Below are 14,390 nucleotides of genomic sequence, written 5' to 3' on the forward strand. Positions count from 1 at the left end.
GCCTAGTTTCGGTTTCGGGTGACTTTAATGACGTCCGGCATCACGCGGATTTTGCGCATGATATTCGCCAGATGCACACGATCGCGCGCGGTCAGACGAATAAAGGCGCTGTAAACGCGGCCATCTTTTTCTTCCGTATTCAGGCTCTGAATGTTGGAAGAAGCCGTGTTGATCGCCGCCGTCAGGTTTGCCAGCGCGCCCTGGTGGTTGAACATATCGACCTTAATTTCGGTGATAAATTCTTGCTCGGTCTCTTTATCCCACTCAACGGCCATGAACTTCTCTGGCTCTTTTTGATAGCCACGGATGTTACGGCAGGACTCGTGATGGATAACCAGACCTTTACCTGGGCTGACGTGGGCGATGATTGGGTCGCCAGGAATCGGTCGGCAGCATTTAGCGAAGGTGATAAGCACCCCATCCGCACCTTTGATCGGCAGATGACCGTGCCCCTGCGTGGTGGGCTGCACAGCCGAGGCTTCGCCCTGCTGGAGGTTCTTCGCCACGACGACGCTCATTGCATTACCCAGGCCGATTTCTGCCAGCAGATCGTCAAGCGAGGCGAGCTTCATGCGCTCCAGCTCTCGCTGAATGTTCTCTGGCGGAATTTCGGCCAGCTTGCGGCTGCCACCCAACGCATGGTTGAGCAGGCGACGGCCCAGGCTAACGGAGTCGTCACGTTTGAGGTTTTTCAGCAGCTGACGGATCTTCGCGCGTGCTTTCGAACTGACGACGAAGTTAAGCCATGCGGCATTTGGGCGAGCGCCCGGTGCAGTAATAATTTCGACCGTCTGGCCGCTGGTGAGCGGTTGAGACAGCGGATACGGCTGTCTGTCGACACGTGCGCCCACGCAGGCATGACCAATATCGGTATGTACCGCATAAGCGAAGTCGACCGGCGTTGCGCCAGCAGGCAGCTCGACAATGCGCCCTTCTGGCGTGAAAACGTAAATCTCATCCGGGAAGAGATCGGATTTAACGCTCTCGATAAATTCAAACGAACTACCGGCGCTCTGCTGAAGTTCAAGCAGGCTTTGCATCCAGCGCTGGGCGCGGATTTGCGCGGTGGTACTGGTTTCACCGTGCTCTTTATAAGCCCAGTGCGCAGCAACACCCATTTCCGCCATCTGGTCCATGTCTTCGGTACGGATTTGTACCTCAACAGGTACGCCGTGCGGCCCGATCATCGAGGTGTGCAAAGATTGATAGCCGTTCGCTTTTGGAATGGCAATATAGTCTTTAACGCGCCCCGGACGCGGTTTGTAGAGGCTGTGCATCTGACCGAGTACGCGGTAGCAGGTGTCAGAATCATGAACGATGACGCGGAACGCGTAGATGTCCATGATCGAGTGAAAACGCTGCTCTTTCAGCACCATTTTGCAGTAGATGGAGTACAAGTGCTTTTCGCGGCCGCTAACGCGACACGGAATTCCCGCTTCTTGCAAACGCCCTTCGATTTCAGAGAGGATCTTCTGAATCATCTCTTTACGGTTGCCGCGCGCGGCTTTAACCACCTCTTTAATCACGCGATAGCGGTTCGGGTACAGCGCTTCAAAACCCAGCTCTTCAAGCTCAGTTTTAATGTGATGGATACCTAAACGGTGTGCCAGCGGGCTATAAATTTCGAGGGTTTCACGGGCGATGCGGCGACGTTTATCGGGGCGTAATGAGCCCAGCGTGCGCATATTGTGAGTACGGTCAGCAAGTTTGATGAGAATGACGCGGATATCCTGCACCATCGCCATAATCATCTTGCGAAAGTTTTCGGCTTGCGCCTCTTTCTTATCGCGGAATTTCAGCTTATCAAGCTTAGAGACCCCTTCCACCAGTTCGGCAACGCTTTTACCAAACAGCTGTTCCATATCCTGGTAGGTGGCGGGGGTATCTTCGATCACGTCATGCAGCAGCGCGGCCATCAGCGTTTCATAGTCGAGTTTCATCTCGGCCAGAATACAGGCCACCGCTACCGGGTGCGTGATATAGGGTTCACCGCTTGAACGTGTTTGGCCCTCGTGAGCGTCACGTGCAACGAGATACGCCTGCTGAAGACGCTTAATCTGGTCTTCAGGCAGGTAGGTTTGAATCAGTTGATTCAGGCTTTCAAACAGATACAAGGGCGACCCGCAGGTTTAATTAACGACGGCCTTCAGCAATGGCGGTTACGGCCTGCAGTTCTGCGGCTTCCTGCTCTTGCTGCTCCTGGCGCTCACGTACGTCGAGGATCTGGTTGTTGATCAGACCTTCTTCGATTTCGCGCAGTGCGATCACGGTGGTTTTATCGTTTTCTTCTGGTACCAGTGGATCTTTGCCGCCGGACTGCATCTGACGAGCGCGACGCGCGGCGACCAGTACCAGGTCAAAACGGTTACCAATTTTCTCTACAGCGTCCTGAACAGTTACGCGTGCCATACTTAAAATGCTCCACAGATGAAGAAATGACTGGGCATGATACTGAATGTGGGTTCAGTCTGCCAACAGTTTGGTGATTAATGCGTCATGTCGCTGCTTCTGGCGGCTCATACGCAGACGTTCTGCGCGAATAATGGTTTTCAGATCGCCCAGGGCAGTATCAAAATCATCATTCACAATAAGGTAATCATATTCGGCGTAATGGCTCATTTCTGCAACTGCCTGCGCCATACGTTTTGCGATAACTTCTTCGCTGTCCTGGCCGCGGCCACGCAGGCGACGGTCAAGCTCATCCTTCGACGGCGGCAGAATAAAGATGCTCCGCGCTTGCGGCATCTTCGCACGAATCTGCTGTGCGCCCTGCCAGTCGATATCCAGGAACACATTGACGCCGGTTGCCAGGACCTGCTCGATGGTTTCACGGGATGTCCCGTAGAAATTTCCGAATACTTCAGCGTGTTCAAGGAACGCGTCTCTGCCAATCATCGTTCTGAATTCATCGTGATTCACAAAGAAATAGTGTTCACCGTGTACTTCACCCGGACGCGGTGCCCGCGTGGTGTGAGAAACCGAAACTTGCGTATCGTACAACGGTTGGGTTTTTAACAGCGCCTGAATCAGGCTGGATTTACCCGCGCCACTAGGGGCAGAAACAATATAAAGCGTGCCTTGAGCCATGAGAGTCTTTTGTATGTGTTAGCGAAGAAGTTTCTACATACGGGCTTATTATACACGTCACTGCTCTGTGACGTAGTCTTTGTCACACTTTTTCCTCGGGATTGTTGATTTTTGCGTACCGTTTTCCGGTTTTACCCGCCGTTTGCTGCAATCAGAACATAACGCGGAAGCAGGCTCGTAAATCGTGGTTTTGCCGCTAGCCAGGTTAAAACAGCAGGGTTATACCTTTCGCAAAACAGGGAGGTAACGCGATGTGGAAATGGGCTGGATTGGTGTTGATGCTGTGGAATGGCTGCGTGATGGCGGTTTGTCCCGCCTGGTCGCATGCTAAAGCAGATCAGGAAATGGCAAAACTGAGTGCGCAGATCGCCCGCTGGAGTGAGGCGTACTGGCAGGAGGGGAAAAGCGAGGTCAGCGATGAGGTTTACGATCAGCTTAGTGCGCGGCTCGCGCAATGGCGCTTTTGCTTCAACAACGAACCCACTTCCGATGACATCCCACCTGCCAGTGGGACGGTGAAGCACCCTATTGCGCATACGGGTGTGCATAAGGTTGTGGGGATAAATGAGTTACGCCAGAGGATGAAAGCGCACCACGATCTGTGGGTGCAGCCGAAAGTAGATGGTGTGGCGGTGACGCTGGTCTATCGCAAGGGCAAGTTAGTGCAGGCCATTAGTCGTGGCGACGGAATGAAAGGAGAGGACTGGACGGCGCAGGTGCAAAAAATACCGTCGATTCCGTTAACTCTGCAGGGAGCACTGGCGGACAGTATTTTGCAGGGCGAACTGTTTTTACGCAGCGAAGGGCATATCCAGCAGCAAAAAGGGGGAATGAATGCGCGCGCTAAAGTCGCTGGCATGATGATGCGCCAGAGTGGCAAGCCGGCGCTGGATAAAATCGGCGTTTTTATCTGGGCCTGGCCCGATGGCCCCTCTTCAATGCCGCAGCGTGTCGCTGAACTGGCGAAAGCGGGTTTTCCCCTGACCGGGCGTTATACGCGCGCAGTCCGAACCGCAGAAGAGGTGGAGCAAAACAAAACCGAATGGCTGACATCCGTTTTGCCCTTTGCAACTGACGGCATTGTGGTGCGTTCCGCAATCGAACCTGCGGGTGAGCACTGGCAGCCTGGAGCAGGAGACTGGGTCGTTGCGTGGAAGTATTCGCCGGTCTCTCAGCTTGCAGAGGTTAAAGCCATTCAGTTTACCGTTGGGCGAACGGGCAAGATCTCTGTTGTCGCCTCTCTTGAACCTGTGCAGTTGGATGACAAACGGGTACAGCGAGTGAGTCTCGGTTCCGTAGGGCGCTGGCGGACGCTGGATATCGCGCCTGGCGATCAGGTACTGGTGAGTCTGGCGGGGCAGGGCATACCCCGGCTGGATAAGGTTGTGTGGCGGGGTGTTGACCGTGTAAAACCGACGCCACCGTCCTCACATTTTAGCCCGCTGACCTGCTTTTATGCGTCGCCAGAATGTCTGGAACAGTTTTTTGCCCGGTTAGTCTGGCTGAGTTCGAAGCAAATGCTCGATATCGAAGGACTGGGTGAGTCAGGCTGGCGGCTATTACATCAGGCTCATCATTTCGAACATATTTTCTCCTGGCTGTCGCTGACTCAGCAGCAGCTCCAGAATACGCCAGGCTTAAATGCTTCGCGAGGATTGCAGCTATGGCATCGTTTTGAGCGGGTACGTCATCAGCCTTTTATGCGATGGATTGGTGCGCTAAGTGTGCCGCTGCCGCAAGCTGCAGCAAAAGCGCTGACAGATCATTCATGGCAGCAATTACGCGACAAAGAGGCGGTGAGCTGGCGCCTGCTTCCCGGTATCGGCCCGGAGAAAGCACGAAAGCTGGTCGAGTTTTTTCACGATCCAGCTATCGCGGCTATGGCAGCCTGGGTGCGAACGCAAGGCATCCAAGGGTTTTAGAGCGAACCTGTTATAGAGATATGCAGCGTTTTTACTATTCGTTGCCCATTGCAAAGAACTCAATGCGCATCGTGCTTGTAATGAAAAACAGGAAGCCCCAATTTTAAGCGCAGCGCCAGCATACGTGCGGTAAAACCGAATAGGAGGGTGGCGATAACGACGACATCATGGCTCGACACGTAATGCTGCAGGGCGATATACAAGACGGCGGAAGCGAATGAAATACCCGCGTAAAGCTCTTTCTGGAACACCAGGGGAATGCGTTTACAGAACATATCGCGCAAAACACCGCCAAACACACCCGTCACAACGGCAGCGATGGTAGCGATAATTGGCCCCTCGCCCATATCCAGCGCAATTTGCGCACCGATAATGGAAAACACAATCAGCCCTAAAGCATCCAGGACCAAAAACAGACGTCGAAGATGTGGCATCACGGGAGCGACAATTGTGGTCAGCACCGCGGCGACGGCAACGATAACGACATATTCAGGATGTTTAACCCAGCCGAGCGGATAGTGTCCTAGCAGGATATCGCGGACAGAACCTCCGCCCAGAGCCGTTGCGGTGGCAATAATGATTACCCCAAAGGTATCCATACGTCGGCGCCCTGCTGCGAGAGCGCCGGTCATGGCTTCAGCGGTGATGCCGATCAGGTAAAGAATGTGTAGCAGCATGAGTCCCCCAGAATTGAGGGACTCAGGGTAGCGTTTTGTGGCGCTGCTCACGATTTAGTTTTTCTTGTCTGAATGGTGCAGCGATACTTTTTCTAATTAATGAATCCTTATAATGAAAGTTCTCTGGCGAAAATCTCGATTTTTATCATTAGTTTTATTCATGGATATTACGGCTAAACATCGACTCAAACATAGGGACCAGGTTTTTATTGCCCGTTTCGCTGAGGTGGTTGTCATCGAAGTACCATGGCACCAGATTTTTACTTCCCATGCATCGTCCCTCGGTGCACATATAGGGGCTAGGATCCAGTAATTTGACACCGCACTGTGCCGCTGCCTGATTTTGAGCCTGAATCATAATTTGGCTGTGGTGCTGGTATGATGAAAGCGATACTGAAATATCATTCGCATCACCACGGGTCATCAGATTATGTGAAAGTGTTCGTGGAACATTCGTATCCATATCAGGGATTGGTTTCACAAGATAGACGGGATGCTGACGATTAAGGGAGCACGCCATATCGATAATCGACTTAGTGTACTGACGAATAAAAGCATCATCAGTGTCAGTTTTCACTGTAAATTTCACGAGTCGACTTTCAGCATAATGGGTCAAACGGTTGACGATGACCACTGGGACATTTGCAGGATATGTCTGTAGTCGTTTTTCAAGATCCCGGTTAAATTTACCGCATCCGTCATATTCCACCCGTTCAGCATTTGCGAGCGTCGGGCATCCTGAGTAGGTGATCCCAATAACCGAGCCTCGGTTTTGGGCTGCTGCGGCAAGGGCCGTTGCAGTAGCCTCTGCATGGCTGTCACCCACGATGATGGCAGCCAGATTCCCGGAACCATACACACTTAGGTGTGTTTTTCGATCAGGAGCAAAGTTTTTGTTATTTGCTTCGAGTGCAATGCGATTCACCAGTGGATCGGGCTGGCTCACCACGATATCGTTTTTAACCAGATAACTGAACAGCCATACTGCGCCAATACATGCGAACAGCGTTAACCAAAATGCTTTCGGAGATTGCTTGCTCAGTGCATTTTTGCTGGGTTTTTCAATTAATATCCAGGATAACCATCCTGCGACAAAGGAAAGTGCAATGGCACTTATTATCCATACACTATTATGTTGCTGACCCGCATAAACCAAATAAACTGCAATTGGCCAATGCCATAAATAGATGGAATAGGAACTTAACCCAAGCCAGCGAAAGTTTTGATCAATTGGGCGGACCAATTGCGAGTGGTTACTATAAATTACTAGCATTGTCCCTACGACTGGGAACAATGTAGCTCCACTTGGCCATGCATGTTCAGCACCGATAATCCAAATGGACAGGAGAATTGTGACATAGCCTGTTATCGCAGTAGCAGAACGCAGAGACTGCGGTAGCGTATAACGTTTTGCAGCATACCAAACTAGGCCGCCGCAAAGCATCTCCCAGGCACGATAGGGCATGAGGTAAAAGCGGGTAGCGGAATTGACTGAAGGGCTGAATATTCCAACAAAGAACGAGCATAACGCGAGCAGTAAAAGGCATATCCCGGGATCGACCTTCTTTCTGAGCGGGTATAAAGCCATCATAATAAATGGAAGTACCAGATAAAACTGCCACTCGACCGACAATGACCAGGTATGTAAGAACCAATTTTCGTGTGAGTCCGTAGCGAAGTAATCACCAGACTCTTTTTTTAATTTTAAATTTGAAATTAATAATGCCGTATAGCCGACATAATTACCCAGCTTTTGATATTCATTTGTGGGTAGCCAGAAAAATGTTGCTAAAGATAATATAACGCACAAAACTAATAGTGCGGGAATGATTCTTTTGAAGCGTGCAGCATAAAATCGAATAATATTAAAGGATTGTCGCTCCAGACCTGTGGCGATAATCTTTGTCATCAGAAAACCAGATATTACAAAAAAGATATCTACACCAGCAAAGCCGCCTGGAAGCAGGTCTGGCGCAAAGTGATAAAACACGACAGAGAGTATGGCAATTCCGCGGAGCAGGTTGATATCCTGGCGGAAATCGAGGTCAACTGTGAGGGGTCTTGTTTCCTCAATTGATAAGTTGATGTTTGCCATGCTCTTTCCTTGATTTCACGATAGGTGCTATTGAATGCGGCGACGAGTGTATCAAAAGAAGTAAAGAAATTCTTGTATTCTGCTGCTCAGGAAGATATCCGATTTCAACCAGAATGGTATCCAAAAAGAAGTGATCCCTTTGGGGACCACTAATTAGTAAATATACTTTATAAACATTTATTCAATGTTCTGAATCTGCTCGCGCATTTGCTCAATCAGCACTTTCAGCTCAATCGCAGATGTGGTCACTTCGGCGTTGATTGATTTGGACGCCAACGTGTTCGACTCGCGGTTGAATTCCTGCATCATGAAATCGAGACGACGACCCACGGCTTCTTTTTTCTTCAGAATGTTGTAGGTCTCTTTAACGTGCGCTTCCAGACGATCCAGCTCTTCGGCCACGTCAACACGCTGGGCCATCAGGACCAGTTCCTGCTCCAGACGGGTATTTTCCAGCTGAACTTCTGCATCTTCGAGTCGGGCAAGCAGGCGCTCGCGCTGCCACTGGAGGACTTCTGGCATATGCGCGCGTACTTTCAGGACTTCTGCGCTGACACCTTCCAGACGCTGCTCAATCATCGCTTTCAGCGCCTGACCTTCGGTTTCACGGGCGACGATAAAATCATCTAATGCGCCATCAAGCGCACCCAGAATTTCAGTGGTAATTGCATCCAGATCCTGCTCTCCTGCGGCCATCACGCCTGGCCAGCGGAGAATATCAACAGGATTGATTTCGCCTTCGTCGCTCTGCATCTTGACCCAGTTCGCGGCATTCACCAGCTGTTTGGCCAGTTTTTCATTGAGGATCAGCTCCCCTTGCGCGCTCGCGTCGGGTTCAAAACGCAGGTTGCATTCCACTTTACCGCGCGTCAAGCGAGCACGAATGCGTTCGCGAACAACCGGCTCGAGGCTGCGAAACTGCTCCGGCATACGGAAATACGTTTCCAGATAGCGCTGGTTTACCGAGCGCATTTCCCAGGTAGCGCTACCCCAGCTACCCTTGATTTCACGCCGGGCGTAGGCGGTCATACTGCGAATCATAAACATGTCCGTTTTTAGAGGAGAGATGGGGGGATTATAGCTTTCGGGGCTTTCTCAGGATAGGAATAAGCGCGTTTAATCCGTATAATGCGCAGCCACATTCGTTTCAAGCCGGAGATATCATCATGCGTCCAGCAGGCCGTAGCGCCAATCAGGTGCGCCCCGTCACCCTGACCCGTAACTATACAATACACGCTGAAGGCTCCGTGCTTGTTGAATTCGGTAACACCAAGGTGCTGTGCACCGCCTCTATCGATGAAGGCGTTCCGCGTTTTCTGAAAGGTCAGGGCCAAGGCTGGATCACTGCCGAATATGGCATGCTTCCTCGTGCGACCCACACCCGTAACGCTCGCGAAGCGGCAAAAGGGAAGCAGGGTGGCCGCACGATGGAAATTCAGCGTCTGATTGCTCGCGCATTGCGTGCGGCGGTGGATCTGAAAACATTGGGCGAATTCACCATCACGCTGGACTGCGACGTGATTCAGGCTGATGGCGGCACGCGTACCGCGTCCATCACCGGCGCTTGTGTGGCGCTTGCCGATGCGCTGAACAAACTGGTTGCCGCCGGTAAACTGAAAACCAACCCAATGAAAGGGATGGTGGCCGCTGTCTCCGTTGGGATTGTAAAAGGTGAAGCCCTTTGCGACCTTGAGTACGTTGAAGACTCCGCCGCAGAAACCGACATGAACGTCGTAATGACCGAAGACGGTCGCATTATTGAGGTGCAGGGCACGGCAGAAGGCGAGCCGTTCACCCACGAAGAGCTTCTTACCTTGCTGGCGTTAGCCCGAGGGGGAATCGAATCCATTGTCGCGGCGCAGAAAGCGGCGTTAGAAAATTGATGTAAGGGCGACGATGTCGCCCTTTTTTTTATGCTTCATCCTGAGCGCCGTCTCTTTGTCGGCTGCCGATAGGGCGTGAATGATGTAGCGTAAAACAAAATGATGATAAGTCAGATGAGGAGCAAATCCATGAAACCCTATCAGCGCCAGTTTATTGAGTTTGCGCTTAACAAGCAGGTTCTTAAGTTCGGCGAATTTACGCTGAAATCCGGGCGCAAAAGCCCCTATTTCTTCAATGCCGGCCTGTTTAATACCGGGCGCGATCTGGCTTTGTTAGGCCGTTTCTACGCCGAAGCGCTGGTGGATTCCGGGATTGATTTTGATCTGCTGTTTGGTCCGGCTTACAAAGGGATTCCGATTGCGACCACGACGGCCGTGGCGTTAGCGGAACACCACGATCGTGACCTGCCGTACTGCTTCAACCGTAAAGAAGCCAAAACGCACGGTGAAGGCGGCAACCTGGTCGGCAGCGCGTTGCAGGGCCGGGTGATGCTGGTGGACGACGTGATCACCGCAGGAACCGCGATCCGTGAATCCATGGAGATCATTCAGGCTAACGGCGCAACGCTTGCTGGCGTGCTGATCTCTCTGGATCGTCAGGAGCGTGGCCGTGGCGAGATCTCGGCGATTCAGGAAGTGGAGCGCGACTACCACTGCAAAGTGACGTCGATCATCACGCTGAAAGACCTGATTGCCTATCTGGAAGAGAAGCCTGAAATGGCGGATCACCTGGCGTCAGTGCAGGCGTATCGGGAAGCGTTTGGCGTTTGAGTGAATTGCCCGGTGGCACTGTGCTTACCGGGCCTACGCATCACGTAGGCCGGATAAGATTTACTGCAGTTGAGCAGCCACTAACGGCCAGCGAGTGTCGAAATCGTCCGTCGGGCGATATTTGAACTCGCTGCGCACAAACCGGGAAAGCATCCCCTCGCAGAAAGCCAGAAGTTGCCCGGCCAGCAAGGTTTCGTCAGTAACGTAACCTTCGCCTTCACGCATTTTCTTTTCACGCAAAACCTGCCGCAGCTGCGCTTCAATGCGCTCGAACAGCTGGTTGATGCGCCCCTGAAGTTTGTCCTGCTCAAACATGAGTGCATGACCGGTCAGAATGCGGGTTAAACCCGGATTGCGCTCACCAAAACCCAAAATCAGCAGCACAATCAGACGCAGGCGCGCGGTCGTGTCTTTTTCGTCTTTTAAAATCAGATTGATGCGGGTGATCAGGCTGTCTTCGATAAATTCGATCAGACTGTCAAACATCCGCGTTTTGCTGGGGAAATGACGATAGAGCGCCGCTTCTGATACGCCAACAGAGGCGGCCAGTTTCGCGGTGGTGATGCGTTGGCTGCCATCGCTGGATTCAAGCATCAGAGCCAGAGATTGAAGTATTTCTTCGCGACGATTCCTTTTCGCGGTTTGTTTTTCTGCCATGTTACAAAATACCCCTGAAAATACGCGCTTTTACGGCTGGCATCCACACAGCGACCGCAAACTGTTGTTTGCGGTGTGTTATCGCGTTATTACGCTGTGAGATGCGTACTGTTAGGCTTATTTGCGCCCTGAGTGGCCGAAGCCGCCTTCGCCGCGATCGGTGGCATCATAATCTTCCACCAGGTTAAATTCTGCCTGAACCACTGGCACAAAGACCATCTGTGCGATACGTTCGCCCGGCTCAATGGTGAAGCTATCCTGGCCACGGTTCCAGACAGAGACCATCAGCTGACCCTGGTAGTCAGAATCGATAAGCCCAACCAGATTGCCCAGCACGATACCATGCTTATGACCAAGACCTGAGCGAGGGAGGATCACCGCCGCCAGTGACGAGTCGGCAATGTGAATCGCCAGACCAGTTGGGATAAGCGTAGTGGCACCCGGTGCCAGCTCTACGGCGTCATCGAGACAGGCACGCAGGTCAAGACCAGCAGAGCCGGTGGTGGCGTAAGTTGGCAGCGGAAATTGCTGGCCAACACGCGGGTCCAGAATCTTAACGTCGATTTTTTTCATCATAACGGGTAACGATCTCGTCCAGTAATTGTTGGCCCAGGAGTTCCTTGCGCTCAAGCGGTAAGACTTTCTCTCCATCCTGCCAGAAAAGGTGCAGTGCATTGCTGTCGCTATTAAATCCTTGTGTCGCCAGCGATACATCATTCGCACAAATCAAATCGAGATTTTTGCGGGTACGTTTTTGCCGGGCGTATTCTTCCACATTATTCGTTTCTGCGGCAAATCCAACGACGTAAGGTCGATGGGTTTTTAATGCAGCAACGCCCGCGACGATGTCTGGGTTTTTCACCATTTTTATCGTTAATTCATCGCCTTGCTTTTTAATTTTTGCGTCAGCAATGGTTTCTGCACGGTAATCCGCAACGGCGGCGCAGCCGATAAATATGTGCTGTTTCTGTGCGTGCGCCTGGACAGCGGCTTCCATTTCCAGCGCTGTGGTTACGTCGATTCGTTGTACAGACGATGGCGTAGGCAACGAGACCGGCCCGCTCACCAGCGTGACCGTCGCCCCGCGTTTTGCCGCCGCTGCGGCGATAGCGAAGCCCATCTTACCGGAGCTGTGATTGGTGATATAACGCACCGGGTCCAGGGGTTCACGCGTGGGGCCCGCGGTAATCATGATGTTGAGATGTTGCAGGTCGTTGACAGGGGCAAAATGGGCCGCCGCCATATCGACAATAACAAGAGGGTCCAGCATACGGCCTGGGCCGATATCACCGCAGGCCTGACTGCCGCTGTCCGGGCCCCAAATCAACAGGCCGCGAGAGGCCAACACGTCAAGATTATGCTGGGTAGCGGCGTTGCGATACATCTGCTGGTTCATGGCAGGCACCACGGCGACCGGAGCGGGTGTGGCCAGGCAAATGGTAGAGACCAGATCGTTTGCCATACCGGCGGCGACGCGGGCGATTAAATCAGCCGTCGCGGGGGCGAGGATCACCAGGTCTGCCCACTTGCCAAGCTCAATATGGCCCATGGCGGCTTCTGCCGCAGGGTCCAGCAGACTGTCAGAGACCGGGTATCCAGAAACTGCCTGCAAACTCAGGGGCGTGATAAAGGCTTTGCCGCCTTCGGTTATCGCGACCCGCACATCGGCCCCGCGCTCGCGCAAACGGCGCACCAGTTCTGGCGCTTTATAGGCGGCAATGCCGCCGCTCACGCCAAGAACGATTTTTTTACCGGCCAGGCTCATCATGATTCTTTCCTGTTGGGTTTCACCAGAGAGCGGGCATTTTATCACAATCCCAAAAGTGGCGTGATTTTGTGCGCGCCTCGCTTTGCGAGGCGCTACGCAAGAACGAAAAGAGCCTGTCGAGCGGCCACGAATCCTGTGTCAGGATGAAAGAAAAAAGGAGAAAGGATATGGATTTCACATTGCCGCTCTTGCCGCGAGAAAAAATGCTGCACTCCGGCATTACGTCTCTGACGGATACCGAACTGCTGGCACTCTTTTTGCGCACCGGCACGTCCGGGAAGAGTGTTTTTGTACTGGCGCAGCAGCTGCTTGAGCATTTTGGCTCGCTCTACGGCCTGCTCAACGCCGAGCTTGCAGAATTTAAGCATGTCGAAGGGATAGGCGTGGCTAAATTTGCTCAGCTAAAAGGGATTGCCGAGCTGTCGAGGCGCTATCACAGCGTGCGGATGCTTGAAGATAATCCCTTGATAAGCCCTGAAATGACGCGGGATTTTTTGCAAAGCCAGCTTTCTGATGTTGAGCGCGAGATCTTTATGGTGATCTTCCTCGATAACCAAAACCGGGTGCTAAAACATTGCCGTTTATTCTCGGGTACCTTGAGTCATGTGGAGGTGCATCCGCGAGAAATTGTGCGTGAAGCGATAAAAGTGAATGCAGCCGCCGTGATCCTCGCGCATAATCACCCCTCGGGTTGCGCTAAACCAAGTCAAGCCGACAAAGAGATCACTGAGCGTATCATCAAATGCTGTCAATTCATGGACATTCGTGTGCTTGACCATTTAGTTATCGGTCGGGGAGAGTATGTTTCTTTTGCCGAATATGGTTGGATTTAGACCATTTCGCGCGATCCATCGGGATCTTTGTCTGTTCGGGACTTGAGCACATCGTCGAGTCAGCGTATACTACGCCACCTTTGAGAATCTCGGGTTTGGCATTTGGGCCTGGCAATCGAGAGTTCGCTTAGAACCGCGATGACCGGGCTGTAAAGCCTGACGAGGCGCCGATACCCCATACGAAGCTCGAGCTAATTTGATTTTTGGAGAATAGACATGTCCCGAGTCTGCCAAGTTACTGGCAAGCGTCCGGTGACCGGTAACAACCGTTCCCACGCACTGAACGCGACTAAACGCCGTTTCCTGCCGAACCTGCACTCTCACCGTTTTTGGGTTGAGAGCGAGAAGCGTTTTGTCACCCTGCGTGTATCTGCTAAAGGTATGCGTGTTATTGATAAGAAAGGCATCGATACAGTTCTGTCCGAACTGCGTGCCCGTGGCGAAAAGTACTAAGTACTTAACGAGGAAATAAATCATGGCTAAAGGTATTCGTGAGAAAATCAAGCTGGTTTCTTCTGCTGGTACAGGTCACTTCTACACCACCACGAAGAACAAGCGTACTAAGCCGGAAAAACTGGAACTGAAAAAGTTCGATCCAGTTGTCCGTCAGCACGTGCTGTACAAAGAAGCTAAAATCAAATAATTTTAGTTTTCTTTGAAGAAAAACCCCGCAATCGCGGGGTTTTTTGCATTCTGT

General features: G+C 52.1%; 15 protein-coding genes. 6 read left to right on the forward strand and 9 right to left on the reverse strand.

From position 1 onward, the window contains the following. Positions 1-2: 2 nt before the first annotated feature. Genes spoT through gmk form a run of 3 tightly spaced genes read right to left on the reverse strand, consistent with a single transcriptional unit; the run spans position 3 to position 3,087 of the window. A complete protein-coding gene (spoT, locus tag ACB496_RS00400; protein ID WP_107702540.1) occupies positions 3-2,114 on the reverse strand; it encodes a bifunctional GTP diphosphokinase/guanosine-3',5'-bis pyrophosphate 3'-pyrophosphohydrolase in 2,112 nt (703 codons plus the stop codon). Between the two features lie 19 nt (positions 2,115-2,133). Next, positions 2,134-2,409, reverse strand: coding sequence for a DNA-directed RNA polymerase subunit omega (gene rpoZ, locus ACB496_RS00405; protein ID WP_032615688.1), 276 nt, complete (start codon positions 2,407-2,409; stop codon positions 2,134-2,136). Positions 2,410-2,463: 54 nt separating this feature from the next. Next, a complete protein-coding gene (gene gmk, locus ACB496_RS00410) occupies positions 2,464-3,087 on the reverse strand; it encodes a guanylate kinase (protein ID WP_100778209.1) in 624 nt (207 codons plus the stop codon). A gap of 251 nt (positions 3,088-3,338) precedes the next feature. Between gmk and ligB the strand changes: the two genes are divergently transcribed. After that, positions 3,339-5,009: an NAD-dependent DNA ligase LigB gene (gene ligB, locus ACB496_RS00415; RefSeq protein WP_371973945.1), complete on the forward strand. Its 1,671-nt coding sequence runs from the start codon at positions 3,339-3,341 to the stop codon at positions 5,007-5,009. Between the two features lie 59 nt (positions 5,010-5,068). Here ligB and ACB496_RS00420 read toward each other — a convergent pair whose 3' ends face one another. The 3 genes from ACB496_RS00420 to ACB496_RS00430 all read right to left on the reverse strand — a co-directional run bounded on the left by ACB496_RS00420 (position 5,069) and on the right by ACB496_RS00430 (position 8,822). Next, positions 5,069-5,686: a trimeric intracellular cation channel family protein gene (locus ACB496_RS00420; protein WP_100778207.1), complete on the reverse strand. Its 618-nt coding sequence runs from the start codon at positions 5,684-5,686 to the stop codon at positions 5,069-5,071. 154 nt (positions 5,687-5,840) lie between these two features. Beyond that, positions 5,841-7,781 (reverse strand): acyltransferase family protein, encoded by a 1,941-nt coding sequence (locus tag ACB496_RS00425; protein WP_371973947.1) that lies wholly within the window; start codon positions 7,779-7,781, stop codon positions 5,841-5,843. Positions 7,782-7,958: 177 nt separating this feature from the next. Beyond that, positions 7,959-8,822: a YicC/YloC family endoribonuclease gene (locus ACB496_RS00430; protein WP_102105075.1), complete on the reverse strand. Its 864-nt coding sequence runs from the start codon at positions 8,820-8,822 to the stop codon at positions 7,959-7,961. A gap of 125 nt (positions 8,823-8,947) precedes the next feature. On the opposite strand from ACB496_RS00430, the gene rph reads away from it, so the two are divergent. Both rph and pyrE read left to right on the forward strand, forming a co-directional pair. Then, a complete protein-coding gene (gene rph, locus ACB496_RS00435; protein WP_100778203.1) occupies positions 8,948-9,664 on the forward strand; it encodes a ribonuclease PH in 717 nt (238 codons plus the stop codon). 129 nt (positions 9,665-9,793) lie between these two features. After that, positions 9,794-10,435: an orotate phosphoribosyltransferase gene (gene pyrE, locus ACB496_RS00440; protein WP_129035847.1), complete on the forward strand. Its 642-nt coding sequence runs from the start codon at positions 9,794-9,796 to the stop codon at positions 10,433-10,435. A gap of 60 nt (positions 10,436-10,495) precedes the next feature. Here pyrE and slmA read toward each other — a convergent pair whose 3' ends face one another. The 3 genes from slmA to coaBC all read right to left on the reverse strand — a co-directional run bounded on the left by slmA (position 10,496) and on the right by coaBC (position 12,857). Continuing rightward, positions 10,496-11,092, reverse strand: coding sequence for a nucleoid occlusion factor SlmA (gene slmA, locus ACB496_RS00445; protein ID WP_100778201.1), 597 nt, complete (start codon positions 11,090-11,092; stop codon positions 10,496-10,498). Positions 11,093-11,209: 117 nt separating this feature from the next. Further along, entirely contained in the window at positions 11,210-11,668 is a 459-nt protein-coding gene (gene dut, locus ACB496_RS00450) for a dUTP diphosphatase (protein ID WP_371973950.1), read from the reverse strand. Further along, positions 11,646-12,857, reverse strand: a complete 1,212-nt coding sequence (gene coaBC / locus ACB496_RS00455; RefSeq protein WP_371975269.1) for a bifunctional phosphopantothenoylcysteine decarboxylase/phosphopantothenate--cysteine ligase CoaBC — start codon at positions 12,855-12,857, stop codon at positions 11,646-11,648. The genes dut and coaBC overlap by 23 nt, the downstream gene beginning before the upstream one ends. A 170-nt stretch (positions 12,858-13,027) precedes the next feature. On the opposite strand from coaBC, the gene radC reads away from it, so the two are divergent. The 3 genes from radC to rpmG all read left to right on the forward strand — a co-directional run bounded on the left by radC (position 13,028) and on the right by rpmG (position 14,336). Next, a complete protein-coding gene (gene radC, locus ACB496_RS00460; protein WP_102105072.1) occupies positions 13,028-13,693 on the forward strand; it encodes a RadC family protein in 666 nt (221 codons plus the stop codon). A gap of 216 nt (positions 13,694-13,909) precedes the next feature. Next, complete coding sequence (gene rpmB, locus ACB496_RS00465) at positions 13,910-14,146, forward strand: 50S ribosomal protein L28 (protein WP_002436699.1); 237 nt, start codon at positions 13,910-13,912, stop codon at positions 14,144-14,146. A 22-nt stretch (positions 14,147-14,168) separates the two neighbouring features. Beyond that, the gene (gene rpmG, locus ACB496_RS00470) at positions 14,169-14,336 is read left to right on the forward strand and encodes a 50S ribosomal protein L33 (RefSeq protein ID WP_003024094.1); all 168 of its coding nucleotides are present in this window, start codon (positions 14,169-14,171) and stop codon (positions 14,334-14,336) included. Positions 14,337-14,390 lie beyond the last annotated feature (54 nt).

Origin of the sequence: Lelliottia nimipressuralis (genome assembly GCF_041464075.1) — a bacterium.
In the GTDB taxonomy this organism is placed as follows: Bacteria; Pseudomonadota; Gammaproteobacteria; order Enterobacterales; family Enterobacteriaceae; genus Enterobacter; species Enterobacter nimipressuralis.

Bases quoted from the DNA above. Each gene is read 5' to 3' on its own strand.
- rpoZ (WP_032615688.1), bottom strand. From the start codon at position 2,409: ATGGCACGCGTAACTGTTCAGGACGCTGTAGAGAAAATTGGTAACCGT.
- gmk (WP_100778209.1), bottom strand. From the start codon at position 3,087: ATGGCTCAAGGCACGCTTTATATTGTTTCTGCCCCTAGTGGCGCGGGT.
- ligB (WP_371973945.1), top strand. From the start codon at position 3,339: ATGTGGAAATGGGCTGGATTGGTGTTGATGCTGTGGAATGGCTGCGTG.
- ACB496_RS00420 (WP_100778207.1), bottom strand. From the start codon at position 5,686: ATGCTGCTACACATTCTTTACCTGATCGGCATCACCGCTGAAGCCATG.
- ACB496_RS00425 (WP_371973947.1), bottom strand. From the start codon at position 7,781: ATGGCAAACATCAACTTATCAATTGAGGAAACAAGACCCCTCACAGTT.
- ACB496_RS00430 (WP_102105075.1), bottom strand. From the start codon at position 8,822: ATGATTCGCAGTATGACCGCCTACGCCCGGCGTGAAATCAAGGGTAGC.
- rph (WP_100778203.1), top strand. From the start codon at position 8,948: ATGCGTCCAGCAGGCCGTAGCGCCAATCAGGTGCGCCCCGTCACCCTG.
- pyrE (WP_129035847.1), top strand. From the start codon at position 9,794: ATGAAACCCTATCAGCGCCAGTTTATTGAGTTTGCGCTTAACAAGCAG.
- slmA (WP_100778201.1), bottom strand. From the start codon at position 11,092: ATGGCAGAAAAACAAACCGCGAAAAGGAATCGTCGCGAAGAAATACTT.
- dut (WP_371973950.1), bottom strand. From the start codon at position 11,668: ATGATGAAAAAAATCGACGTTAAGATTCTGGACCCGCGTGTTGGCCAG.
- coaBC (WP_371975269.1), bottom strand. From the start codon at position 12,857: ATGAGCCTGGCCGGTAAAAAAATCGTTCTTGGCGTGAGCGGCGGCATT.
- radC (WP_102105072.1), top strand. From the start codon at position 13,028: ATGGATTTCACATTGCCGCTCTTGCCGCGAGAAAAAATGCTGCACTCC.
- rpmB (WP_002436699.1), top strand. From the start codon at position 13,910: ATGTCCCGAGTCTGCCAAGTTACTGGCAAGCGTCCGGTGACCGGTAAC.
- rpmG (WP_003024094.1), top strand. From the start codon at position 14,169: ATGGCTAAAGGTATTCGTGAGAAAATCAAGCTGGTTTCTTCTGCTGGT.